Below are 23,683 nucleotides of genomic sequence, written 5' to 3' on the forward strand. Positions count from 1 at the left end.
CACCATGTCAGCAGGCCTCAATCCCGCTCAGAACGAAGCGGTGCGCTATCTCGACGGTCCCTGTCTCGTGCTCGCCGGCGCGGGCAGCGGCAAGACCCGCGTGATCACGCAGAAGATCGCGCACCTGATCGAAGCCAAAGGCTTCGAGCCGCGCCATATCGCCGCCGTCACGTTCACGAACAAGGCGGCCGCCGAAATGCGCGAGCGCGTGTCGAAGCTGCTGGAAGGCAAGACGCTCACCACGCCGGGCAAGGAAGGCCGCAAGGTGCCCGTCAACCAGCTCACCGTCTGCACGTTCCACTCGCTCGGCGTGCAGATCCTGCGCCAGGAGGCCGAGCACGTCGGCCTGAAGCCGCAGTTCTCGATCATGGATTCGGACGACTGCTTCGGGATGATCCAGGAGCAGCTCGGCACGACCGACAAGGGGCTGATCCGCAAGATCCAGAGCATCATCTCGCTGTGGAAGAACGGCCTGATCATGCCCGACGAGGCGATGGCGATCGCGGCCAACGAGGACGAGCATCAGGCCGCGCTGGTCTACCGCAACTACGTGGCGACGCTGCACGCGTACCAGGCGGTCGACTTCGACGACCTGATCCGCCTGCCGGCCGAATTGTTCGCGAAGAACGAGCAGGTGCGCGACCGCTGGCAGAACAAGCTGCGCTACCTGCTGATCGACGAATACCAGGACACCAACGCGTGCCAGTACGAGCTGCTGAAGCTGCTCGCGGGCCCGCGCGCCGCGTTCACGGCGGTCGGCGACGACGATCAGGCGATCTACGGCTGGCGCGGCGCGACGCTGGAGAACCTCGCGCAGCTCGGCAAGGATTTCCCGAAGCTGCACGTGATCAAGCTCGAGCAGAACTACCGGTCGACGGTGCGGATCCTGACCGCCGCGAACAACGTGATCGCGAACAACCCGAAGCTGTTCGAGAAGAAGCTGTGGTCCGAGCATGGAATGGGCGATTCGATCACCGTCACGGCGTGCAACGACGAGGAACACGAGGCCGAATCGGTCGTGTTCCGGCTGTCCGCGCACAAGTTCGAGCGGCGCGCGCAGTTCCGCGACTACGCGATCCTGTACCGCGGCAACTTCCAGGCGCGCATCTTCGAACAGGTGCTGCGGCGCGAGCGGATCCCGTACGTGCTGTCGGGCGGCCAGTCGTTCTTCGACAAGGCCGAGATCAAGGATCTGTGCGCGTACCTGCGCCTGATCGCGAACGCCGACGACGATCCCGCGTTCATCCGTGCCGTCACGACGCCGCGCCGCGGCATCGGCAACACCACGCTCGAGGCGCTCGGCTCGTTCGCGGGGCAGGCGAAGGTGTCGCTGTTCGAGGCCGTGTACATGGGCGGGATCGAGGCGCGGCTGTCGGCGCGCCAGGTCGAGCCGCTGCGGATGTTCTGCGACTTCATCCAGCGCCTGACCGAACGCGCGGACAAGGAGCCCGCGACCGTCGTGCTCGACGACATGATGGAGGCGATCCACTACGAGGCGTACCTGTACGACGCGTTCGACGAGCGGCAGGCGCAGTCGAAGTGGCAGAACGTGCTCGAATTCCTCGAATGGCTGAAGCGCAAGGGCACCAAGCCGGAGACGGAGGCCGTCGACGGCGAGGCCGAAGGCTTCCACAACGCGGACGGGCTCGCCGATACGGGCAAGAACCTGCTCGGCCTGATCCAGACCGTCGCGCTGATGTCGATGCTCGAGGGCAAGGACGAGGACCCGGACGCCGTGCGGCTGTCGACCGTCCATGCGTCGAAGGGCCTCGAGTATCCGCACGTGTTCTTGGTCGGCGTCGAGGAAGGCATCATGCCGCACCGCGGCGGCAGCGAGGACGACGGCCCGATCGACAACGAGCGGATCGAGGAGGAGCGCCGGCTGATGTACGTCGCGATCACGCGCGCGCAGCGCAGCCTGCACCTGAACTGGTGCAAGAAGCGCAAGCGGGCGCGCGAGACGGTCGTGTGCGAACCGTCTCGCTTCATTCCCGAGATGGGGCTCGACGAAGCGCCGCCGCCGACGCCGGAAGAGGCGCCGATGTCGCCGAAGGATCGGCTCGCGAGCCTGAAGGCGTTGCTGCAGAAGTGATGCGGCGGCGCTGCCGCGCGCACGATGGCGCGGCGAACCGGCAACGCGAAAACGAAACCCCCGCGATGCGCAGGCGCCGCGGGGGTTTTTTACGGATGGCCGGGTGAGGCGTTACTTCGACGCGTTGACCATGTAGTCGACGGCCGCCTTCACGTCGGCATCCGACGCGTTCGACCCCCCCTTCGGCGGCATCGCGCCCTTGCCGTGCAGCGCGTAGTTGTAGACCGTATCCATCGATTCCTTCAGGCGCGGCGCCCAGTCTTCCTTGCTGCCGAACTTCGGCGCGCCGAGCACGCCGGCCGCGTGGCAAGCCTGGCACACCTGCGTATACAGTGCCTTGCCGGCCGATGCGGCGTCGGCGCTGGTCGGCGCGGCCGCGGGCTTTTCGCCGGCCTTCGGGATCGCGGCGATCGCGGCCATGGCCGCGGCGGCCTGTGCGTTCGATGCGTCGGCGCCCGACGCGGGTGCGCCGCTGGCGGGTTGCGCCGCGTTGGCGGCCGGCGCGGCCGGTTCGGGGAAGTTCGCGCCGTCGTTGTTCGCCATGTAGACGATCGCGCGGGCGATTTCATAGTCGCTGACGTCGTCGGGGCTCGTGCCGCCGCGCGGCGGCATCGCGCCCTTGCCCGCGAGGGCCGTCTTCAGCAGCGTGTCGAAGCCTTGCGAGATGCGCGGCGCCCAGTCGTCCTTGTTGCCGAATTTCGGCGCGCCGGCGGCGCCGGTGCCGTGACAGGTCACGCAGACGGCCTTGTAGACTTCCTCGCCGGTCTTGTACGTGCGGGGTGCGTTGGCGTCCTTCACGTCGACCTTCGCGATCGGCGCGATACGGGCGGCGACCTGCTCGTCGGACAGCGCGTCCGTGCCGGCGCCGGAACGGAATGCATGGTTCGCGTAATTGGCGAACAGGACGATCAGGACGATCGGAATCGCGAACGACGCGATGATGACGGCAATCAGCTGCCCGGGGGTTTTGACGGGAGATTCGTGGGGTGCTTCGCTCATGCTTGCCTCGTCTCCGTGAATAGGAATTGTGAGCGCGGTGCAACGGCAAAATGGCAGTCCAATGAAGCACGGACGATTATAGACGGAACGTTTACATCACGGCGAGCGGCGCGATGGCGCGTGTTTACCCGCACGGATCGCGCTCTGACGCCGATTCGTTGGGCAAGGTGGACGCGTCATGGGAAACCGGGTATCCTTGCCGTCTTGCCAATCGTGGACGGCCTGTATATGGGGTCGTTTCACTGTCTCACGCGCCCGTAGCTCAATGGATAGAGTACTGCCCTCCGAAGGCAGGGGTTGCTGGTTCGATCCCAGCCGGGCGCGCCAAGCCTAGTCAGGCTCTCAGCGGTTTCCTTCCTTCGTCGTGCATTACCGTTGCAGCTAGATTGCAGCCGGAATCGGCGCGGGCTCGGCCGTGGGCGGCGCGACGCTGTGCGCCAGATGATCGACTGATAGGTGGGCGTACCGCTGTACCATTTCCATCGTCTCCCATTCGCACGGTCCCTTCAGCACTCGCAGCGGCGTGTCGCGTCGCACGTGGTCGGCATCGAATATTCAATCGATCTCGATTTTCGTCCATGTGTAATCAAGTGTAATTGAGCTCGAGAGGCCATTTGTCTATTTTATATCCAGGTGAGAACCGATAAGGGTGGCTTGCCGATACCTTTGGATTGCGGGGCGCTCTGGCCTTGCAATTCAAGGGGGTTTTAAGAAGGACGAGGCCGATTATTTTCTCAATTATATTAAGGAAAATATCATGAGTGACGTGATCATTGAATTCGCCGCGGATCGGAGCCGCTGCATCGGCGTTGTGCCCGATTCTGGCCAGAGCGGCTTTGTAGGTCCCAACTCGCCGTTGGCACTACGCTATCTGACCGAACAGGATGTACTAAACGTGTGGCATTTTCGTGCCAGCCCAGGGTTCTTCATTCTCGATTTCACCAGTCCTGACTCTCCAGCGGACCAGTTGGCGATCGATTTTAAGGACGGAAAGGTTGCTGCCGAGACACCGCTCGTCGTGCGTAAATTTACCGGTGCGGTATCTCAGCGGTGGAGCCTGACTATGCGCCCGGGATATATCACGTCGGTGGCAAATCCGAATCTCGTGATCGACGACCACTTCGACAGTTTGCAAGGCAACAACGTCATTTGGGCGTTTGCCTATAACGGGACTCAGGCGCAGCACTGGAGAGTCACCAAGGTGCTGGATGCGTTAGCCGCCAAAGCGCCCCAATACGCGTAATTGATTTTTCGGGCCACGGTCGTCGCCGTTCCGGCCGAAATTGCTATCGCATCACATCGAAGGGGCTCTTGGGCCCCTTCGATCGAGTGAATTAATCGGCGAGCCTCCATTTGGGCGAGGCTTTGCGCTTTCATCGACACGTTGCAAGGAGTGGTGCGTCGAACTCGGTCAGGCGCGAGCTGCGCGGGCCTCTCCGTCATCTGACGCTTCGGATGGCCTTGACCTTGGCCTGGGTTTAACTGAGCACCGGGCGCACTGCCGGGATAGCGCGCCGTGCCGCCAGCGTCAGACAAGCGGCACGGCGCGCGCCGAACTACGCGATCTCGGCATCCGCAGGCGTTCGTGCCTGCGCAGCGCGCCCGTCCCCCGCCTCGAGGATCAGCGTCCAGTCGAACGCCGGCAGTGCGCAGAGATGCTCGACGGTGGCCGTGTACTCGTGCGCGGGCGCGTGCAGATAGCGCACCTTGTCGGTCCATTCGGGAAGCGGCGCCTGCGACGTCGTCAGCACGACCGCCAGCAGATCCTGTTCCGGCCGCCTCGCGATTTCCTGCAGGCTCAGCCGGACCTTGTCGAGGTCGCCTTCGGCGTCCAGGATCAGCGCGCCGGCGATCGGCGCATCCGGCCGGCCGGGCGGGTGGCCGACCGCGCCTTTGTCGATGCACTGCTGATACACATGACGATAGCGCGGCAGCGCCTGCTGCAGCGCGTGATGCTTGCGGACCTTCGCCTGCGCCGTGCGCGCGAGCCCGCGGCGCAGCGCCGGGTTCGCGATCAGCCGGTCGAGCGCGTTGACCCAGGCCTGCGGCGTATCCGGGACCAGCAGGCCGTCGCAGCCGTCGTGCAGCGCGAAGCGATAGGCTGGCCGGTCGCTGACGATCGACGCGATGCCGGCCGCCGCGTATTCCTGCCACTGGATCGTGCTCGTGCAGGCGTTGTAGTCATGGTCGGCGAGCGGCAGCAGCGCGATGTCCCAGCGCCGTTCCGGCAGGCGTCGTGCGTGCGCGTCGTAGTCGTGAAGCTCGGGCTCGCACCCGGCGGCCGGGTGGCCGGCCCAGCCCGGCGGGACGTCCGCGCCGACGAAACTCACCTTGACCTTGCCGGGATGGCGTGCGCAGATCGCGTGCAGCGCCGCGTCGACGAGTGCGAAGTTGTCGGCGCGCAGCGACGCACCGGCGACGCCGATCGTCACGCAGTCGTCGTCGCGCGCCGTCACGGGGCGGTAGAACCGGTCGAAGTCCACGCTGTCGGGCAGCACGTGAACGCGCGGGTGCGACAGCCGGTAGCGGCTGGCGATGAACGGCGTGGATACGATCACGGCGTCTGCGTTGCGCAGCATGAGCTCGATCCCCGCGCGGGCCATCCCGCCTTGCGCGGCGAGCGGATGCGCGGGCGGCAGGTCGGTCAGCAGGTCGTCGGTCTCGTAGATCACCGGCTTTTCATGCTTGAAGATCGTGTACAGGTCGTTGCCCGTCAGCAGGCCGGGCGTCAGCCGATGCAGCAGGACGGCGTCGGCCGTGGCCAGCACGCTGCTGTCGATCTGGCCGTCCCGGATGCCCGGGACGAGTTCCCATTCGTCGCTCAGCAGACCGAACGGCAGCGTGAGGCGAATTCGCGACGACGCGCATGCGTCCGGATCGATCGAATACACGATCAGGCGCTTGCGGCGCGGTGCGGCGTCCGCGGTCGCGGCGACGGGCGCCAGCGTGCGGTTCTCCGCCAGCAGCCGCGCGTACAGCGCACCGTGGCGCGCGGCGTTGCGGCCGATGTCGTGCTGCGCGCGGATTGCATCCTGCGCGGCCGCGGCGAGTTGCGAGCGGGTGTGCGGATGCTCGATCAGGTGCGCGATCGCGTCGACCCACGCGTCGGCGGTGTCGGCGACGAGCCAGCCTGTGCGGCCGTGGACAACCGGGCAGCCTTCGGCCGGCGTGGCGACGAGCACCGTGGCCGCGCCGGCCGCCGAACATTCGAGCCATGCGCGCGGCGGCGCATCGTCGCGCAACGTGACCGGCGCCGCGACCAGCGCGATGTCGAGGTCCGCGCGCTTCAGCGCGTCGGCGTAGCTGTCGTAAGGGGCAGGCTCCACGATCAGCGTGACGTCCGGTTCACCGTCCCAGCCGGCCGGCAGCGCCGCGCCGACGAACGACACCCGGAGCTTCCCCGGAAATCGGCGGCGGAGCTCGGCCAGCGCCAGGCGGACCTGCTCGAGACGCTCGCCGTCGAGACCGGTGCCGGAAACCGCGAGGTTCACGTGGTCACGCGCGCCGGGCGCCGCGCGGTGCAGACGCTCGAGATCGACGCCGGTCGGCAGCACGTGGACCGATGCGTTGACGTGACGGTATTCCCGCACCAGCGTTTCCGACGGCACGACGAGCGCATGCGCGCGCTGCACGGCGCTGCGGATGCCCGCCTTGCGGCGCGCGTTGTCGGCCGCGCCGGGGATGTCGGCGAGCAGCGTGTCGAGCGGCGCGTCGATCTCGAGGACGACCGGCTTGCCGAGCGAGAACAGGTGTTCCAGCGTGGCGGCGGACAGCAGGCCCGGCGTGTCGCCCTGCAGCACGATCAGGTCCGCGCGCTGCAGCGCGTCGGGATCGATGCCGGCTGGCGTGACAGGGAACGTCAGTGCCCATTCGCGGTCCAGCCGCGCGAACGGCTGCGCGAAGCGCAGGCTGGCGCGCGCGTGGTCGGCCGGTTCCGCGGTGACGACCGCGATGCACGAGCGCGGCGCGGACGCGGCCTGTTCCCGGGCGGCGGCGCCCGGCGCGACGGCTTGCGCATCGAGCTTGTCCGCGTGGGCCTGGGTTCGCTCGACGAAGTTCTGCAACTGCTGCCAGAACGTCTCCTCTTCCTTCAGGTAGACGCTGCGCGCTTCGTGAACGGTGGCCTTCGCGTGGGCGATCTCGTGTTCGTCGAGGCCCCACGCGATACCCTTGCCGTCCATCACCCACCGGGTCGGCTCCGACAGCGATGCGTCATTCATGATGCACACGACCGGGCAGCCGCACAGCAGCGCCTCGAACACGGCGGTGGACCATTCGTACGTGTACAAGCACTCGACCTGCCGGAACAGCGCCGCGAGTTCGTGCGCCGAACGTTCCGGCACGCGGGTCGAGATTTCGATCGACTCGGCGGTGACCGGATGCAGCGTGCCGCCGCGCCGCAGGTGGCGATTGATGAAGACGGCCGTGCCGTTGCGGCGGGCGTCGTCGACACCGTCGCTGTTGAAGATGCGCGTGTCGACCAGCGGCATGCGCAGCAGGTCCGCGTTCCATTCTTCGGGCACCAGCGACGGCCCGAACGTGAAGATGAGGTCGTCCGGCTGCAGGGCGATCGGTTCGCCGTTGATGCGGCCGGGCTCGGCCAGCAGGTAGCGCACGACGCAGCGCGCGTTGAACGGATTGCCGGTGACGACGTCCGGGTAGACGACGATCGGGCTGCGATTCGCGCGGGCGTGCGCCTGCACGATGTCGTTGGTCAGCGGCGGCGTGCGCAGGTCGGGATGCACGACCGGCGTGCAGACGTACGCTTCGTGGCCGAGCAGGTTCAGCACGTGGCACAGGTAGTGCATCGCGCGGATCCCGCCGGAGGTTTGCCGGAAATTCGGCGCGAGTATGTAGTACGGGTGGTCGAGTCGCGTAAAGATGCGCGAACCGCCGTGCGCCAGGCCAGATTGGGGAATCGTCATCGTTATCGGGTGCGGTAGAAATCGAAGACCACGTCGAGGATGCGATCCTGTTCGGCTTCGGTCATGTCGTGGTACAGCGGCAGCCGGACGAGCCGGTCGGCGACGAGGTCCGTCACCGCCATGCCGGACCCGCAGCGCCCGTAGCGCTGGCCGGCCGGCGAACTGTGCAGCGGCACGTAGTGGAACACCGCGTTCACACCCACCGCGCGGATCTGCTGCAGCAGCGCGGTGCGTTCGGCGAGGTCGCGTGCGAGGAAATAGAACATGTGGCCGTTGCCGCGCTCGGCGAGCGAAATCGCGGGCAGCTCGATCAGCCCGTCCGCGTGCAGCGGCTGCAGCGCGTCCTGGTAGCGCTGCACGGTCGCGCGCCGCTGCGCGGTGATCACGTCCGCGTGCTCGAACTGCGCGTACAGGAACGCCGCGATCAGCTCGCCCGGCAGGAACGACGAGCCGACGTCGACCCAGGTGTACTTGTCCACCTGCCCGCGGAAGAACTGACTGCGGTTGGTGCCCTTCTCGCGGATGATCTCCGCGCGCTCGACGAGGCGCGGGTCGTTGACCAGCAGCGCGCCGCCTTCGCCGGAGATCACGTTCTTGGTCTCGTGGAAGCTGAGGCACGCGAGGTGGCCGAGGCCGCCGAGCGGCTTGCCGTTCCACGTGGACTGCAGCGCCTGGGCGGCGTCCTCGATCACCCACAGGTCATGGTCCGCCGCGAGCTGCCCGATCACGTCCATGTCGCATGCGACGCCCGCGTAGTGCACCGGCACGATCGCGCGCGTGCGCTTGGTGATCGCGGCGGCGATCTGCGTCTCGTCAAGGTTCAGCGTGTCGCGGCGAATGTCGACGAACACCGGCGTCGCGCCGCGCAGCACGAACGCGTTGGCGGTCGACACGAACGTGTAGGACGGCATGATCACTTCGTCGCCGGGCTGCACGTCGGCGAGGATCGCGGCCATCTCGAGCGCGGCCGTGCACGAGTGCGTGAGCAGCGCGCGCTGGCAGCCGATGCGCGCTTCCAGCCAGCGGTGGCAGAGCTTCGTGAACGCCTGGTCGCCGGCGAGGCCGCCCTGCTCGACCGCTTTCGCGATGTAGTAGAGCTCCTTGCCGACCACGAACGGGCGGCCGAACGGAATGCTGTCGAGATTGGGTGGGCCGAACATGGTCAGGCTCCGCGGTAAGGGTGGGACGTTCGGCCGCGCAGCTTGCGCGCGGCACCGCTCAGATGTCCTTGCGGACGAGAATCGTGAATTCGTACAGGCCGTAGTCGTGCAGCAGCGCGACGTGGCGCGAATAGCGGCGCTTGCAGCGATCGAACAGCGCGCACGGGTCCGCGTAGTACAGGAGGTCCGGGCGCATGAACGGCGGATCGGAATACGACGTCAGGCAGTTGAACGCGAAGCCCAGCCGGCTCGTCGCGTGCAGCGTGTCGAGCGTCGCGTGGATGTAGTCGAGCCACGCGTCGTCGCCGTGACCGCGCCTGACGTTGAAGATGCCGGATGCGATCCCGTAGTCCGACGGGGCCTGCGGCTGCGCGCCGACATGAAACGTGACGTTCGCGTCGTCGCGGTAGCGCTGCCGCGCGGCGTCGACCATGTCGGACGAGATGTCGTAGCCCGCATACGCGAAGCCGTCCGGCAGCGCGCGCGCCTTCAGGAAATCGACCAGCGCGCCGTAGCCGCAGCCGATATCGTTCACCGAGTGTCCGCCGGACGCGGGCAGGATTCTGGTCAGTTGTTCGAAGCGCAGGAACTGGCCGGATTCGCCGTTCCAGTCGACCCCACGCGCGGTCGCGCCGTGCTCCGCCAGCCGCGCGCTGTAGTACGCGGCCACTTCTTCCAGCAGGCTCGCATGCCGGGATTCGCTCATGGACATCACCTCAATCTTTCGAGGTCAGCGCGTACCGGCGCGCTTCGGGACCGCAGTTGAACAGCACGTCGAGCACCGTCACGCCGTGGACGAAATCGCCCCACTGCTGCGGATACTCGGGATAGGCCGGATAGTCGAACCAGCGCACCGCGATGCCGGCATCGGCGAACAGGTTCTCGTCGAGGTAGCTGCGCGCGGCCGGGCCGGACAGGTACTCGGTCGCGCCCGCCTGCACGCACAGGTTCAGCAGCTTCTCGGTGCGGTCGCCGTGCAGCGCATAGTCCGACGTCGACGACACGCGCGTGCCGATCTCCAGTTGCCGGAGGACCCACGTCAGCATCGCGACATTCAGCTCGCTCAGCATCCCGTAGGTGCGGCCGGTGTAGAGTGCCTCGAGCTCGTCCGCGTAGCGCGCGAAGTGCGGCGCGCGCGCGTAGTTCTGCTGCAGGGCCTTCCAGTGCAGCGGCGCCCAGTCGGCGCCGTCGATCTCGGTTTCGCGGATCGACTGGTGATACTTGCCCTTCACCTTCACCGGCACGCTCAGCCATTGCACGCCCTGCGGCGTCTTGATCTGGTTGCGGTTGCGCCAGTCGCGGCGCGTGTACTGCGCGTCGTCGTAGAGGATGAACTCGTCGCTGGCGGCGATCAGGTCGAAGTAGCCCTTCCACGGAATGTAGTTGGACTGGACGATCGCCACCCGCTTCGCGTCGCGGTTCATGGTCGCACCGCTCATGCCGGAATGTGGCCGTACCGGTACATGTCGACGAGCTCGGGCGGAATGCCCCAGTCCGTTGCGCCCAGCTTGTCGTGCAGCGCCTCCAGGTCCGCGCGCATCGCGTTCCGGAGCTGGTCGACCATGCGGTTGCGCGCCGGCACGAAGTCGTGCTGGTACGCGGCATTGATCTGATGGCGCACCGTCTTCGCGATCGCGGCCTCGCGCGTCATGTTGCGGATCAGCGGCCGTTCGGGCGCCAGTTCCGCGTAGCGCGGATCGATCGGCTCGCCGCGTATCGCCGCGACGAGATCGCGGCACAGTACCGGCGACAGGTGGAAGCCGTCGCGCTTGGTGCCGCCGAGAATCCACAGGTCGCGCACGCTGGTTTCGCCGAACAGCGGATACAGGTCGGACGTCGTCGGCCGCCAGCCGACGTTGACGTTGACCAGGTTCGCGCGCGAGAAGCGGGTGTTGATCTGGTCCATCGCGGACTTGAGCAGCGTGTACGCGCTGCCGGCGTGGCCGTGCTCGTGCGGCACCGGGCTGATGTAGTTGCTGGCGCCGACGAGGGTCCGGTCAGGCCCGTACGGCGCCGAATACACGCCGCACGCGAGGCCGCGGTTGGTCGTGCGCACGCAGTGCGTGTGCACGTTCTCCGCGCTCTGCAGTTCGATCGACATGCCGATGCCATAGAACATCCGCTGCACCGGCAACTCGGGCAGGCTCGCCTGCAGCACGCGCGTCACGTTGGCGCCGTTGCAGAGGATGAAGCGGTCCGCGCCGAGCACGCCGCCATCGGACAGGCGCGCCCCGGTGACGCGTCCGGCCGCGGTCTCGAGCCGCTCGACCTCGGCGTCGATGAAGCGCACGTTGCCGGCTCGTGCGACCGACTCGGTCAGCGCGTCGAGAAACTGTTTCGGATTGACCCAGCCCTCGCGCTTCAGGAAGACTGCCTTCAGCGCGCGATAGCGCGGGTCCGGATGATAGTTCGGGATGCCTGACGGATCGACCGCCTCGCAGGGCTCCTCGAATTCGCGGCAGAACCGCTGCATGGCCGCGAAGTTCTCGTCGTCGAGTGCGTCGGTCGCCGCGTTGTTCAGCACGAAAGTGCCGAAGCCGTACGCGATCGCGCGCTCCGGCGTGCAGATTTCGGCGAATACGGCGGGCCAGGCCGCCGTCGCACCGCGGCTCAGCTCGAACTTGAAGCGGTCGATCGGCGTGCCGAGCGAATCGCCTTCCAGTTCGGTGAACGAATTGAGCATCGCCGCCGCGGCGCGCGTGGCCGAGCCGGGCCGATGCGCGTGGCCGACGATCACGAGCTCGACGCCCGGGTCGGCCTGCTGCCATGCGCGGGCCGTCATCAGGCCAAGAATGCCGTTGCCGAGGATCGCGATCTTCATTTGCGTGCGCCCCCGCCTTCGGGGAACGACAGGTAGCAGAGCGACGGATAGGCCGCCGCCTTGTGGATCTGGTGCGGACGGTTGCCGAGCAGGTCGCGCAGGTAATGGATACCTTCCGCGGGCAGCTGGCCCCCGCGGGTGAGCTGCCAGAACGCGACGACGCCGCCGGGCACCAGCCGCTTCATCACCGCGTCGAACGCGTGCCGGGTCGGCTCGATCACGTTCAGGTCGAACCACGCGAGCGCGACCATCTCGCCGGGATGCGCTTCGTCGAACGCCGCCAGCGTGTCGCGGCAATCGCCTTCCCACACGTGGTGCTTGTCATGCACGTGCCCCATCGCGTTGCTGCGCTCGTGCAGGTTCAGCAGCTTGCGCAGCAGGTCCGCGTACTCGCCGGACAGCGAGTACGTGCCGTCGGAGAACAGCTTGCGGTCGCGCGTGTCGTGCTCGGCGAAGCCCGTGTAGCCCGTGAACGTATCGAATGCGTGGATGCGGCGCTGGAAGTTCAGCGGTTCGAGAATCGCGCGGAAGTTCTCGCACAGCACGGCGGTCTGTCCGCGCCACGTGCCGAGATCGAGGATCGCGCCCGGCAGCGGCACGATTTTTTGATAGATCTCGAAGGTCGCGAGAATGCGTGCGAGGAGCGAGCCGCGCACGAACAGGCCGAGCGACCGTTCCAGTTCCTCGCGCGTCGCGGGGTAGGTCTGCATCAGGTCGAACAGTTCGCGGCGCGCCGCGAGCTGATCGCCATCTGCGTTGGTGATGATCGCTGATTCGTGCATACACAGGGCTCCAGGCACAAAGGGTGTGACCGGACGAGCGCGCGTCGGCGCGGCGGCATCGGAATGCGCAGCCGTCCGAGCGTCGCAGGTCGGACATCTTTCTGCGATCAAGTCTAGCGAGCGCCGCCAGGATCGAATGTCGGATTAGCGGGTGGTTTCACCCCGCATTTCGATGGATTCGCGGGTGTCCGGCGCGAATTCGGGGCACCCGCCGGTGCGGCTCGCAGTAGCGGGAATAGCGACCAATTCCAGCACTTGCTCGCCAGATTGGAACGCGGCGTGCGCGAGGAGAATTCGGACACGTCGGAGACCGTCGGTGCGTGCGTCCGCGGGCGAAGGCGTGCGCCGACGCAGCGGAGCCGGCCGCGATTCGAATCCGTATTGGCTACCAGGACGACATAGCTCATGATGCCCACCTCCCCCGCCGCCGCCACGATCGAACAGGCGCTGGCACACCATCAGGCCGACCGGCTGGAAGAGGCCGAGACGCTGTACCGGCAGATCCTCGACACCGATCCCCGGCACGCGGACGCGCTTCACCTGCTCGGCCTGATCGGCCATCGGTACGGGCGCTATCAGGAGGCATCCGACCTGATCATGGCGGCGATCGAGATCAGGCCGGACGCGATGTACTACTACAACCTCGGCAACGTCATGCAGGCGGACAATCGTCACGCCGCCGCCGCCGAGTGCTTCCGTCTCGCAATCGAGCTGCGGCCCGACTACGTCGATGCGTACAACAACCTCGGCAACGCGCTGCGGCTCGCCGGCGACGCCCGCGCGGCCGTCGATGCGTTCTGCCACGCGATCTCGCTGAAGCCGGACAACGGCCAGGCCTACAACAACCTTGCGAATGCGCTGTTCGACGTGAACGAGATTCCGGCCGCGCTCGAGGCTTACCGGCACGCGGTGGCGCTGCGCCCCGAGCTGCCGGAGCCGCGCAGCAACCTGCTGTTCGCGAGCCACTGCAGCGAAGCGTTCGACCACGACGCCTATCTCGCCGAGGCCGCGCGCTACGACGAAGTCGTCACGCGCTGCGCGACGCCGTGGACGGACTGGCTCGTCGACCTGACCCCGCGCGCCGGGCGGCCGCTCAAGGTCGGCATCGTGTCTGGCGACCTGAAGGCGCATCCGGTCGGCTATTTCATCGAGAGCATGCTCGAGCATCTCGACGCGAACCGGATCGAGATGCATGCGTACCCGACGCGCGACGTCGAGGACGACGTGACCGCCCGCATCAAGCCGGCCTTCGCGACGTGGACCTGCATTGCCGGCCTGAGCGACGAAGCGGCGGCCGCGCGCATCCGTGCGGACCGCATCGACGTGCTGCTCGACGCGGCGGGCCACACGGTCTACAACCGCCTGCCGCTGTTCGCGTGGAAGCCGGCGCCGCTGCAGGCGAGCTGGCCCGGTTATTTCGCGAGCACCGGCGTGCGCGCGATCGACTACGTGATCGGCGACCGTCACGTGCTGCCGCCCGCCGAGGCCGCGCATTTCACCGAGCGGCCGTGGCATCTGCCGGACAGCTATCTGTGCTTCACGCCGCCGGCCGAGCCTGTCGACGTCGGCGCGCTGCCGATGCTCGCGAACGGCCATCCGACCTTCGGCTATTTCGGCAAGCTCGCGAAGATCACCGCTCACGTCGTCGCGGTCTGGTCGCGCGTGCTGCAATTGGTCGCGGGCGCGAAGCTGTTCGTGAAGGCGGAGCATCTCGACGATCCGCGCGAGCAGCAGGCGCTTGCCGCGCGCTTCGCGGCGCACGGCATCGATGCGCGGCGCCTGATCCTCGAAGGCCGCTCGCCGCGCGCCGAATACCTGGCCGCCTACCGGCGCGTCGACCTGATGCTGAGCCCGTTCCCGTATCCGGGCGGCACGACGACCGCCGAAGCGCTGTGGATGGGCGTGCCCGTTCTTTGCCGGCGCGGCGAGCGCTTCCTGTCGCACATCGCCGAGAGCCTGCTGCATTCGGCGCGGCTGCCTGAGTGGATCGCGGACGACGACGACGCGTATGTCGCGAAGGCCGTCGTGCAGGTCGGCCAGCCCGCCGGGCTGGCGGCGCTGCGCACGACGCTGCGCGCGCAGGTGCTCGCGTCGCCGCTGTGCGACGCGCCCCGCTTCGCGCGCCACTTCGAGGACGCACTGCACGGCATGTGGGCGCAGCACGTCGAAGCCGCGGCGGGCGCATCCGTGTGAGGCCGCGCACGACGTGACGTGCGGGGTCATTTCCACGCCGGCGGCAAGCGGAACATGGCGCCCGTCGCGCTGAACGCCGCGCCGGCCGGCGTGATCGGCGTTCCGACCGGCGGCGCGTGCGCGGCGCCGTCGTCGGGATGGCGCGCGACGGGAGGGCGGCGCCGGCGGTGACGATCGGGCACGGCGGCAGGCTGATCGACTTCGGACGCGCACCGCATCCCTATTGAGCAGAGCAGACGAGATGGACGGAACAGGACAGGCATTGCAGGCGGCGCTCACGCATCATCAGGCGGGGCGTCTCGCGGAAGCGAAGACGCTGTACGACGCGATCCTCACCGCGCAGCCGGGCCAGCCGGACGCGCTGCATTTCCTCGGGCTGCTGGCGTGCCAGTTGAAGCAGTACGACGCGGGGCTCGCACTGATGGAGCAATCGCTCGTCGAGCGGCCGGACGCGTCGTACTTCAACAATCTGGGCAACATGCTGCGCGAAAGCGGGCGGCTCGACGACGCCATCGCGCACTATCGGCGCGCGGTGGCGCTGCGGCCGGACTATCCGGAAGCGCACAACAACCTCGGCAACGCGTTGCGCGACGCACGCGAACCGACGGCCGCGATGCAGAGCTGCGCGCGCGCGATCGAGCTGCGCCCCGGCTATGCGCAGGCGTACAACAACCTCGGCAACGCGCTGCAGGATCTGGGCGACCTCGACGGCGCCGCCACGCATTACGGCCGCGCGATCGAGCTGGACGCGTCGATGGCGATGGCCCACGCGAACCTGAGCGCCGTGCGTCACAAGCAATTGCGCTGCGCGGAGGCGCTCGCGCATGCGCTGGACGCGATCCGGCTCGCGCCAAACCTCGGCGACGCACACAACCACGCGGGCAACGCGTACCACGGACTGAACCGGCTCGACGACGCGCAAGCGTGCCATCGCACGGCGGTCGCGCTGAATCCGGCGGACGCCGGCGCGTGCCACAACCTGTCCGTCGTGCTGCTGAAGCTGCAGCGGCTCGACGAGGCGCTCGTGTATTGCCGGCAGGCGTTGCAGGCCGGCCCGCCGGCCGTGTTGATGCACGTCAATCTCGGCGACATCCTGCGCGCGCAGGGCAACGTCGATGCCGCGGTCCACGCGTATCGCGATGCGCTTGCGCTGGTGCGCGACGACGCCGACGACGTCGCGGCGACCGTGCTGAACCGGCTGCTGTTCAGCGCGGCGGCATCCGCTTGCGTGAACCCCGCCGACTATCTGGCCGACGCGCGGCGCTACGGCCGGCACGTGGCCGCGCGTTCGACGCGCCATGTGCACGATCCGCGCGAGCGGGCCGCGCGCGCGCAAGGGCGGCCGCTGCGCGTCGGCTTCGTGTCCGGCGACCTGCGCCTGCACCCGGTCGGCATCTTCCTGGAAAGCGTGCTTGCGCACCTCGAGCGCACGCGCATCGACCTGCGCGTGTACGTGACCACGGACGACGAGGACGCGATCACCGCGAAACTGAAGCCGCACGCGAACGGCTGGCGCTCGATCGCCGCGCTGGGTCCGGAGGCGGCCGCGCGGATGATTCACGACGACGAAATCGACGTCCTCGTCGACCTCGCGGGCCATACGCAGTCGAGCGGGCTTCCCGTGTTCGGCTGGAAACCCGCGCCGGTGCAGGCGAGCTGGCTCGGCTTCTTCGCGTCGACCGGCTGCGACGCGATCGACTACTTCATCGGCGACCGCTACACGCTGCCGGATGCCGAAGCGCATCACTTCGTCGAGAAGCCGTGGCGGCTGCCGGACAGCTTCCTGTGCTTCACGCCGCCGGCCTGCGACGTCGAGGTCGGCCCGCTGCCGATGGCGGCGAGCGGCCATCCGACGTTCGGCTGCTTCGGCCAGCTCGTGAAGATCGGCGACGACGTCGTGCGCGCGTGGTCGCGCATCCTGCACACGCTGCCGGACGCGCGGCTGCTGCTCAAGGCGCACGAGCTCGGCCGCGAGGGCGTGCGCGATGCGACCGTCGCGCGCTTCGCGCGGCATGGCATCGACGCGGACCGGCTGATCCTCGAGGGCGGTTCGCCGCGCGCGGAATACTTCGGCGCATACAACCGCATCGACGTCGCGCTGAGCCCGTTCCCGTATCCGGGCGGCACGACCACGGCCGAAGCGCTGTGGATGGGCGTGCCGGTGCTCGGGATGAAGGGCAGCCGGTTCGTCACGCACATTTGCGAAAGCGTGCTGCACGCGGCGGGCATGGGCGAATGGGTCGCTGACGGCGAGGACGCCTATGTCGCGAAGGCGATCGCGGCGATGCGCGATCGCGAGCGCCTCGCGGCGCTGCGCGCCGGGCTGCGCGCGCAGTTGCTCGCATCGCCGTTGTGCGACGCGCGCCGGTTCGCCGCGCATCTCGAAGCGGCGTTCGTCGCCATGTGGCAACGCTATACGAACTCGGAGCAGGAAGCATGAACGATATCCACGACACGCTGCAGTCCGCGCTGGCGCATCATCAGGCGGGGCGTCTCGCGGAAGCGAAGACGCTGTACGACGCGATCCTCACCGCGCGGCCGGGCCAGCCGGATGCGCTGCATTTCCTCGGGCTGCTGGCGTGCCAGTTGAAGCAGTACGACGCAGGGCTCGCGCTGATGGAGCAATCGCTCGTCGAGCGGCCGGACGCGTCGTACTTCAACAACCTGGGCAACATGCTGCGCGAAAGCGGGCGGCTCGACGACGCCATCGCGCACTATCGGCGCGCGGTGGCGCTGCGGCCGGACTATCCGGAAGCGCACAACAACCTCGGCAACGCGTTGCGCGACGCACGCGAACCGACGGCCGCGATGCAGAGCTGCGCGCGCGCGATCGAGTTGCGCCCCGGCTATGCGCAGGCGTACAACAACCTCGGCAACGCGCTGCAGGATCTGGGCGAGCACGACGCGGCGGCGGCGAGCTACGCCAAGGCGGTCGCGCACCAGCCGCAATACGCGGAGGCGTACTGCAATCTCGGCAACGCGCTGCATGCGCAGGAGAAATTCGACGAGGCCGCGGATGCCTATCGTCGCGCCATCGCACTGCAACCGGGCCTGCGCGTCGCGCACCAGGGGTTGAGCGCGACGCTGCGCGCGGCAGGCGATCTGCGGGGGGCGGTCGACCATGCGCGCGAGGGACTCGATCCGGGCGACGCGGACGCGCACTGCGTACTGGCAAGGCTGCTGCAGCGCATCGGCGATTTCGACAAGGCGCTCGAACTGCTCGAGCAGGCGATCGCGATCGACCCCGCGCATGCACGGGCATGGGCATGGCTCGGCGATTTGCGCAACCAGCAGGGCGAATACGGGCAGGCGGTGCAGGTGTGCCGGCACGCGATCGAGCTTGATCCCGAACTGGCCGACGCATACAACTTCCTTGGCTTCGCGTATCACAACCTCAACTTGCTGGCCGCCGCGGAGTTGAGCCACCGGCATGCGATCGACCTGAACCCGGACGATGCCGACGCGCATCACAACCTCGCCGCCGCGCTGTTTCGGCTCGAGAAGCTCGACGAGGCGATGAAGCATACCGAGATCGCGCGGAAGCTCGGCATCGATCCGCTGAAGGTCCAGATGACGCTCGGCGACATCCTGTGGGCGAAAGGGGATCTCGCCGGCGCGCTGGATGCGTTCCGCTCGGCGATCCGGCACGACGTGCATCGCGCGTACTCGCGGATGCTGTTCAACATGTCGAGTTCGCCCGCGTTCGAGCCGCAGGAGTGGGTCGCCGAAGCGCGCCGCTACGGCGAGCATCTCGAGCGCGACGCGCGTCCGTTCGAGCACGACCGCGCGCAGCGCGTCGCGCAGGCGCAGGGGCGCCCGCTGCGCGTCGGCTTCGTGTCGGGCGACCTGCGGCAGCACCCGGTCGGCATCTTCCTTGAAAGCGTGCTCGCGCGGATCGACCGGTCGCGCATCGAGCCGCATGCCTATGTGACGTTCGTCGGCGAGGACGATGTGACGGCGCGGCTCAGGCCGAACTTCGCGAGCTGGAAGAAGGTGGTCAGTCTGGGCCGCGAGGAGGCCGCGCAACTGATTCGCGACGACGGCATCGACATCCTGATCGACATGGCGGGCCATACCAACTGGAGCGGCCTGCCGATCTTCGGGCACAAGCCCGCGCCGGTGCAGGCGAGCTGGCTGGGTTTCTTCGCAACGACCGGCTGCCGCGCGATCGACTATTTCATCGGCGATGCGTATACGCTGCCGGCCGACGAGGCGCATCACTTCACCGAACGGCCGTGGCGACTGCCGGACAGCTACCTGTGCTTCACGCCGCCGCCGTACGATGTCGCGGTCGGCCCGCTGCCGATGGCGGCTCATGGCGGCGTCACGTTCGGCTGCTTCGGCAAGCTGATCAAGATCAGCGACGCGGTCGTCGCGCTGTGGTCGCGCATCCTGCACGCGCTGCCGGACGCGCGGCTGCTGCTGAAGGCGCATGAGCTCGGCGCCGGCGACGTGAACCAGGCGACGCTCGACCGCTTCGCGCGGCACGGCATCGGCGCGGACCGGCTGATCCTCGAAGGCGGCTCGCCGCGTGCGGAATACTTCGCCGCATACAACCGCATCGACATCGCGCTGAGCCCGTTCCCGTACCCGGGCGGCACGACCACCGCCGAAGCGCTGTGGATGGGCGTGCCGGTGCTCGGGATGAAGGGCAGCCGGTTCGTCACGCACATTTGCGAGAGCCTGCTGCACGCGGCGGGCATGGGCGAATGGATCGCGGAAGACGAGGCGGCGTACCTCGAGAAGGCCGTCGCGTTCGCGCGCGACCGCGACGGGCTGGCGACGCTGCGTGCAACGCTGCGCGAGCGCGCGCTGGCGTCGCCGCTGTGCGACGCGTCGCGCTTCGCACGCAACCTCGAGGACGCGCTGCACGGCATGTGGGCCCGCTACGCCAGCGGCGACACGGCGCCCCGGGACGCGTGACGAGCGGGATCGCGCCGCGGCGGGAAGCCGCGCGCGCATCGTCGGGCCGCCCGCCCGGGATGATCGAGGCGGCCGTCGGGCGGGCGACGCGGGCGTGGCCGGCGCGATCCGGCTCGCGCGCCCGCCTGCAGGCGAAAAAAAAGCCGCATTGAAGCGGCTCGACGGTACGGCGACGACGGACCGCTCGACTGGCGGCGTCTTTTAATTCGAAATGCGCGGCGGGCGAGACGCCCGGCCGGTCACAGCATGCCGGCTTTCTGGTACTGGCTCGCGGCCTTGATCCGCGCCTGGGACTGCGCAAATTCCGCGGCCAGGCGGTCACGGTCGGTCTGCGCATGCTCCGTGATCGACGCGTCGATGGCCATGATCTGCCGCACGCGGTCCAGCGCGTCTGGCGTCTGCTCGCCGGACAGGTTCATCAGCAGCGGCGAGCGTTCGTCGGCGAGGGCCGCGACGCGCACCCAGTCGCGTGCGTCGGCCGCCGACTGCATGGCACGGGTCAGGTCGAAGGCGCGGGACAGGGTGTCGTTCGTCATGGTTCGGCTCCGAAAGGGCGGTGCGGCCAAGGCTTACTTGTTGTTGGCCAGCGCGCCGGCGCTGTTCTGGCCGCCGAACAGCTGGGTCAGGTAACGGGTGTTGTTCGCCATCGTCGCCATCAGCGTGTTCAGCGCGGTGAACTGCGCATTGTATTGCGTGGTCAACTGGTCCGAGTAGCTCTGCAGCTGCGTCGCCTGGGCCTGCACGCTCTTCAGGTCGGCGTTGATCGCGTTGGTGCGCTGATCGATCAGGCCGGACGTCTGCGTGTACGAGTTGATGTTCGCATTGAGCGCCTGGGCGACGCCATTCGTCTGGTTGAAGATCGCCGCCACCGCGGAGCCGTTCGACTTGAGCGCGGTGGTCAGCGCGGCGGTGTCGACCGACATCGCGCCGGTCGAGTCCACGTTGATGCCGATGCTGCCGAGCGCATAGGTCGTGCCGCCCGTCGTGACGCCGCTGCTGAGCGTCGTCGCGAGCGTGTTCCTGATCGTGTTCAACATCGCGTCGCCGAGCAGCGGGCCGGCGGTCTTCGCCGTCGGGTCGTAGCTCGACAGCGATTTCGCGGTAGTCACGAAGTTGGTATACGCGGTCGCGAAATTGTTGATCGCGGTCGTCGCCGCGGCCGTGTCCTGCGACAGCGTGATGGTTTGCGTCGTGCCGACAGCGGCCTGCGACAGCGCCAGCGTGACGCCCGTCAGCGCGCCCGACACGTTGTTCGACGCGCTCGACACCGGCGTGCCGTCGATCGTCAGCTGCGCGTCGGCGGCCGGCGTGACCGTCGTGTACCCCGACGTCAGTTTCGAGTTGACGCCCGTGCCCGTGATCGAGATCGTGTTGGCCGCACCGGTGAGGTTCGACTGCATCACGAGATGCTGGCCGTCCGAACCGGTGATGACCGATGCGGTGACGCCGGCATTGCCGGACGCGGAGTTGATCGACGACGCGATGTCGGACAGCGACGCGCCGGCCGCCACGTTGACGTTGAACGCGGGGTTGCTGCCGAACGTGATGCTCAGCGAGCCGGCCGAGATCGTGTCCGCCGCCGTCACGCCGGCCGACGACAGCTTGTTGGCGGTCGCGAGCTGCGTGACATTCACCGAATACGAACCGGCCACCGCGCCGCTGCCGCTCTTGATCGACGTCGTGATGCCCGTGCCGCTCGCCGTCGCGGCGAGGCTGCTGAGCGTGGTGCCGTTCGAGAGGCCGGTGAGCGCGGTCTGCAGCGCGGACAGCGCACCCTTCAGTTGGCCGATGGCGGACAGCTGCGTATTGTCGTTCGTCTGCCGGGTCTGCAGGGTCTGCAATTGCCCGGCCGTCTTCGCGTTCACCAGTGTCGTGACGAGCGTGTTGACGTCGAGCGACGAATTGGTCGCGCCGCTGATGATCGATTGACCTGCATTCGCCAGGATGGTGCTGATGTCCGTGCTGCTGACGGGGGTCGTGGTGGCCATGCCGTTGCTCCGGTCGTCCGCGCAGTCGACGTGCGCGATGCGGCGGGGCGCCGCGGTTCAATGCAAAGAGGGAGGCGCGCCTCCCTGGAGAATTCTGATCAGGGCGGTTGCGGCGGAGTCGCATCGAGTGCCGATGGCGACGCCGCCGTGCCCGGAGGCGGACGGGCCCGTGGCCCGCCGCGGGTGCTGCTCGATTAGCCGAGGAGCTTCAGGACTTGCTGCGGCAGCGAGTTCGCTTGCGCCAGAACCGAGATACCGGCTTGTTGCAGCACTTGCGCCTTGCTCAGGTTCGCCGTTTCCGTCGCGAAGTCCGCGTCGGTGATCTGCGAGCGAGCCGCGGTCATGTTGGTTGCCTGGGTTTGCGTCGTCGAGATCGCAGCCTGGAACGTGTTCTGTGCTGCGCCGAGCGTTGCCTGGAACGTGTTGACTTGCTTCAGTGCCGCGTCGATCGCCGTGATCGCCGATTGCGCGCCCGACTGGGTGGCGACGCTCAGGGTGTTCACGCTCATGCCCGTGCTGTTCCAGTTCGCCGTGCCGAAGTCGACGGTCACGACCTGGTTCGCTGCTGCGCCGATCTGGAACGTGACGCTGCCGGCGCCGCCCAGGATGGTCTGGCTGTTGAACGTCGTTTGCGATGCGACACGGTCGATTTCGCTGAGACGCGTCGACACTTCAGCTTGCAGGTTCGCGCGAGCGCCCGAATCCAGCGAGCCGTCGCCCGCTTGTTGCGCCAGCGTACGGATACGCTGCAGGTTGTCGACCGTCGATTGCAGCGCGCCGTTGGCGGTCTGGATCATCGAGATGCCGTTGTTCGCGTTTGCAACACCTTGCGTCAGCGCATTGATTGCCGCCGTTTGCGACGTCGAGATCGCCAGGCCTGCTGCATCGTCGGCAGCGGTGTTGATGCGCTTGCCCGACGACAGGCGGTTGATTGCTTGCGACAGTGCGCTTTGCGAGCCCGACAGATTCGTCTGCGTCGTCAGCGAAAGGATGTTGGTGTTGATGTTCAGCATTTGCTTCCTCGTTTTGGAAAATGCCTGGGATACAGACAGGTTCTGATTTCGGCGTTGCGCTTTATCGCGACTGGCGCTGCCCGCCTTTCCTGGTTGACGGCGGCACCCGGCGAAAACTTTAGAGGGATGCGCAAGGAAATTCGGGACCGAAGGGGCGGTTCGCCGCGACGTCCTCGCCCGGCATGGCCCGCAGCGATTCCCGGCCAACCGCGCGCCGGCCTCGCGGGGCGGCATGCGCGGCCGCGTCGCACGGGGCGACGAGCCGGGATCAACAAAAGGATGGTTTTGTCTGTGATTTCCTGCTATGATGGCGGGCTGAATTGAGATTTCTGTCACGCCTTTGCCGTTTTCGGCATGTCTGCTGGCAGTCAAACGCGGCGCTGCACGCGGTTGTGAAGCGTACTCGCGGTGCTTTCCGCCTCTCTTTTCCGGCCTCCGAGGCCGTATTTCCGCTCGTTTCGCCTGTTGTGGGAACGCTCGGATGGCCGGTGCGTGGCGCTTGGCCGCTACGTTTTTGACCGTTTAAGCAATTTAGGAACGACATGACGACGATTCTTCTGAAAGAAAACGAGCCGTTCGAAGTGGCGATTCGCCGCTTTCGTCGCGCTATCGAAAAAAATGGCCTGATCGCTGAACTGCGTGAGCGCCAGTCTTACGAAAAGCCGACCGCAGTCCGCAAGCGCAAGAAGGCAGCAGCCGTCAAGCGTCTGCACAAGCGCCTGCGCAGCCAGATGCTGCCGAAGAAGCTCCACTAAGCGCTTCTGACGGTTCGCCGCGAAACGGCGGA

16 protein-coding genes, 1 tRNA gene and 1 pseudogene are annotated in these 23,683 nt (G+C 67.5%); 7 read left to right on the forward strand and 11 right to left on the reverse strand.

The genetic code is table 11. The annotated features are described in order from the left end of the window. Positions 1–4 precede the first annotated feature (4 nt). Positions 5–2,092 carry a UvrD-helicase domain-containing protein gene (locus CFB35_RS00700; protein WP_060966419.1) on the forward strand — a complete coding sequence of 696 codons (2,088 nt, stop codon included), beginning with the start codon at positions 5–7 and terminating at the stop codon, positions 2,090–2,092. 111 nt (positions 2,093–2,203) lie between these two features. Here the strand turns inward: CFB35_RS00700 and CFB35_RS00705 are convergent, their stop codons facing one another. Next, a complete protein-coding gene (locus tag CFB35_RS00705; RefSeq protein ID WP_059580617.1) occupies positions 2,204–3,091 on the reverse strand; it encodes a cytochrome c5 family protein in 888 nt (295 codons plus the stop codon). 251 nt (positions 3,092–3,342) lie between these two features. On the opposite strand from CFB35_RS00705, the gene CFB35_RS00710 reads away from it, so the two are divergent. Further along, positions 3,343–3,418 (forward strand) — tRNA-Arg (locus tag CFB35_RS00710). A 54-nt stretch (positions 3,419–3,472) separates the two neighbouring features. Here CFB35_RS00710 and CFB35_RS35235 read toward each other — a convergent pair. Beyond that, a pseudogene (locus CFB35_RS35235) lies at positions 3,473–3,631 on the reverse strand (site-specific integrase); the annotation flags it as partial. A gap of 217 nt (positions 3,632–3,848) precedes the next feature. Between CFB35_RS35235 and CFB35_RS00715 the strand changes: the two are divergent. Further along, positions 3,849–4,334 carry a hypothetical protein gene (locus CFB35_RS00715; protein WP_059638428.1) on the forward strand — a complete coding sequence of 162 codons (486 nt, stop codon included), beginning with the start codon at positions 3,849–3,851 and terminating at the stop codon, positions 4,332–4,334. A 313-nt stretch (positions 4,335–4,647) separates the two neighbouring features. On the opposite strand, the gene CFB35_RS00720 is transcribed toward CFB35_RS00715, so the two are convergent. The 6 genes from CFB35_RS00720 to CFB35_RS00745 are packed head-to-tail and all read right to left on the reverse strand — an operon-like array spanning position 4,648 to position 12,779. Further along, the gene (locus tag CFB35_RS00720; protein ID WP_089464448.1) at positions 4,648–8,016 is read right to left on the reverse strand and encodes a glycosyltransferase; all 3,369 of its coding nucleotides are present in this window, start codon (positions 8,014–8,016) and stop codon (positions 4,648–4,650) included. Positions 8,017–8,018: 2 nt separating this feature from the next. After that, the gene (gene rffA, locus CFB35_RS00725; RefSeq protein ID WP_060008829.1) at positions 8,019–9,176 is read right to left on the reverse strand and encodes a dTDP-4-amino-4,6-dideoxygalactose transaminase; all 1,158 of its coding nucleotides are present in this window, start codon (positions 9,174–9,176) and stop codon (positions 8,019–8,021) included. Positions 9,177–9,234: 58 nt separating this feature from the next. After that, positions 9,235–9,882 carry a class I SAM-dependent methyltransferase gene (locus CFB35_RS00730; protein ID WP_059638422.1) on the reverse strand — a complete coding sequence of 216 codons (648 nt, stop codon included), beginning with the start codon at positions 9,880–9,882 and terminating at the stop codon, positions 9,235–9,237. Between the two features lie 10 nt (positions 9,883–9,892). After that, positions 9,893–10,615 carry a WbqC family protein gene (locus CFB35_RS00735; RefSeq protein WP_089464449.1) on the reverse strand — a complete coding sequence of 241 codons (723 nt, stop codon included), beginning with the start codon at positions 10,613–10,615 and terminating at the stop codon, positions 9,893–9,895. After that, positions 10,612–11,997: an FAD-binding oxidoreductase gene (locus tag CFB35_RS00740; protein WP_089464450.1), complete on the reverse strand. Its 1,386-nt coding sequence runs from the start codon at positions 11,995–11,997 to the stop codon at positions 10,612–10,614. Before CFB35_RS00740 ends, CFB35_RS00735 begins: the two co-directional genes overlap by 4 nt. After that, on the reverse strand, positions 11,994–12,779 hold the full coding sequence (locus CFB35_RS00745; RefSeq protein ID WP_089464451.1) for a class I SAM-dependent methyltransferase: 786 nt from the start codon (positions 12,777–12,779) through the stop codon (positions 11,994–11,996). The genes CFB35_RS00740 and CFB35_RS00745 overlap by 4 nt, the downstream gene beginning before the upstream one ends. 405 nt (positions 12,780–13,184) lie before the next feature. On the opposite strand from CFB35_RS00745, the gene CFB35_RS00750 reads away from it, so the two are divergent. The 3 genes from CFB35_RS00750 (at position 13,185) to CFB35_RS00765 (ending at position 19,895) form a co-directional block, all read left to right on the forward strand. Then, the gene (locus tag CFB35_RS00750; protein ID WP_089464452.1) at positions 13,185–14,972 is read left to right on the forward strand and encodes a tetratricopeptide repeat protein; all 1,788 of its coding nucleotides are present in this window, start codon (positions 13,185–13,187) and stop codon (positions 14,970–14,972) included. A 241-nt stretch (positions 14,973–15,213) separates the two neighbouring features. Next, positions 15,214–17,412 (forward strand): tetratricopeptide repeat protein, encoded by a 2,199-nt coding sequence (locus CFB35_RS00760; protein ID WP_089464454.1) that lies wholly within the window; start codon positions 15,214–15,216, stop codon positions 17,410–17,412. Further along, entirely contained in the window at positions 17,409–19,895 is a 2,487-nt protein-coding gene (locus CFB35_RS00765) for a tetratricopeptide repeat protein (protein WP_089464455.1), read from the forward strand. Before CFB35_RS00760 ends, CFB35_RS00765 begins: the two co-directional genes overlap by 4 nt. 239 nt (positions 19,896–20,134) lie before the next feature. Here the strand turns inward: CFB35_RS00765 and CFB35_RS00770 are convergent, their stop codons facing one another. The 3 genes from CFB35_RS00770 to CFB35_RS00780 all read right to left on the reverse strand — a co-directional run bounded on the left by CFB35_RS00770 (position 20,135) and on the right by CFB35_RS00780 (position 22,896). After that, on the reverse strand, positions 20,135–20,431 hold the full coding sequence (locus CFB35_RS00770) for a flagellar protein FliT (protein WP_089464456.1): 297 nt from the start codon (positions 20,429–20,431) through the stop codon (positions 20,135–20,137). Positions 20,432–20,464: 33 nt separating this feature from the next. Further along, the gene (gene fliD, locus CFB35_RS00775) at positions 20,465–21,883 is read right to left on the reverse strand and encodes a flagellar filament capping protein FliD (protein ID WP_089464457.1); all 1,419 of its coding nucleotides are present in this window, start codon (positions 21,881–21,883) and stop codon (positions 20,465–20,467) included. A 194-nt stretch (positions 21,884–22,077) separates the two neighbouring features. Further along, positions 22,078–22,896, reverse strand: coding sequence for a flagellin domain-containing protein (locus CFB35_RS00780; protein WP_059580654.1), 819 nt, complete (start codon positions 22,894–22,896; stop codon positions 22,078–22,080). Positions 22,897–23,438: 542 nt separating this feature from the next. On the opposite strand from CFB35_RS00780, the gene rpsU reads away from it, so the two are divergent. Beyond that, positions 23,439–23,651, forward strand: a complete 213-nt coding sequence (rpsU, locus tag CFB35_RS00785; protein ID WP_006401410.1) for a 30S ribosomal protein S21 — start codon at positions 23,439–23,441, stop codon at positions 23,649–23,651. Positions 23,652–23,683: the final 32 nt, after the last annotated feature.

It is taken from the genome of Burkholderia sp. AU16482 (assembly GCF_002223285.1).
Classification (GTDB): domain Bacteria; phylum Pseudomonadota; class Gammaproteobacteria; order Burkholderiales; family Burkholderiaceae; genus Burkholderia; species Burkholderia semiarida.

Coding starts and splice junctions, on each gene's coding strand:
- CFB35_RS00700 (WP_060966419.1), top strand. CDS start 5: ATGTCAGCAGGCCTCAATCCCGCTCAGAACGAAGCGGTGCGCTATCTC.
- CFB35_RS00705 (WP_059580617.1), bottom strand. CDS start 3,091: ATGAGCGAAGCACCCCACGAATCTCCCGTCAAAACCCCCGGGCAGCTG.
- CFB35_RS00715 (WP_059638428.1), top strand. CDS start 3,849: ATGAGTGACGTGATCATTGAATTCGCCGCGGATCGGAGCCGCTGCATC.
- CFB35_RS00720 (WP_089464448.1), bottom strand. CDS start 8,016: ATGACGATTCCCCAATCTGGCCTGGCGCACGGCGGTTCGCGCATCTTT.
- rffA (WP_060008829.1), bottom strand. CDS start 9,176: ATGTTCGGCCCACCCAATCTCGACAGCATTCCGTTCGGCCGCCCGTTC.
- CFB35_RS00730 (WP_059638422.1), bottom strand. CDS start 9,882: ATGAGCGAATCCCGGCATGCGAGCCTGCTGGAAGAAGTGGCCGCGTAC.
- CFB35_RS00735 (WP_089464449.1), bottom strand. CDS start 10,615: ATGAGCGGTGCGACCATGAACCGCGACGCGAAGCGGGTGGCGATCGTC.
- CFB35_RS00740 (WP_089464450.1), bottom strand. CDS start 11,997: ATGAAGATCGCGATCCTCGGCAACGGCATTCTTGGCCTGATGACGGCC.
- CFB35_RS00745 (WP_089464451.1), bottom strand. CDS start 12,779: ATGCACGAATCAGCGATCATCACCAACGCAGATGGCGATCAGCTCGCG.
- CFB35_RS00750 (WP_089464452.1), top strand. CDS start 13,185: ATGATGCCCACCTCCCCCGCCGCCGCCACGATCGAACAGGCGCTGGCA.
- CFB35_RS00760 (WP_089464454.1), top strand. CDS start 15,214: ATGGACGGAACAGGACAGGCATTGCAGGCGGCGCTCACGCATCATCAG.
- CFB35_RS00765 (WP_089464455.1), top strand. CDS start 17,409: ATGAACGATATCCACGACACGCTGCAGTCCGCGCTGGCGCATCATCAG.
- CFB35_RS00770 (WP_089464456.1), bottom strand. CDS start 20,431: ATGACGAACGACACCCTGTCCCGCGCCTTCGACCTGACCCGTGCCATG.
- fliD (WP_089464457.1), bottom strand. CDS start 21,883: ATGGCCACCACGACCCCCGTCAGCAGCACGGACATCAGCACCATCCTG.
- CFB35_RS00780 (WP_059580654.1), bottom strand. CDS start 22,896: ATGCTGAACATCAACACCAACATCCTTTCGCTGACGACGCAGACGAAT.
- rpsU (WP_006401410.1), top strand. CDS start 23,439: ATGACGACGATTCTTCTGAAAGAAAACGAGCCGTTCGAAGTGGCGATT.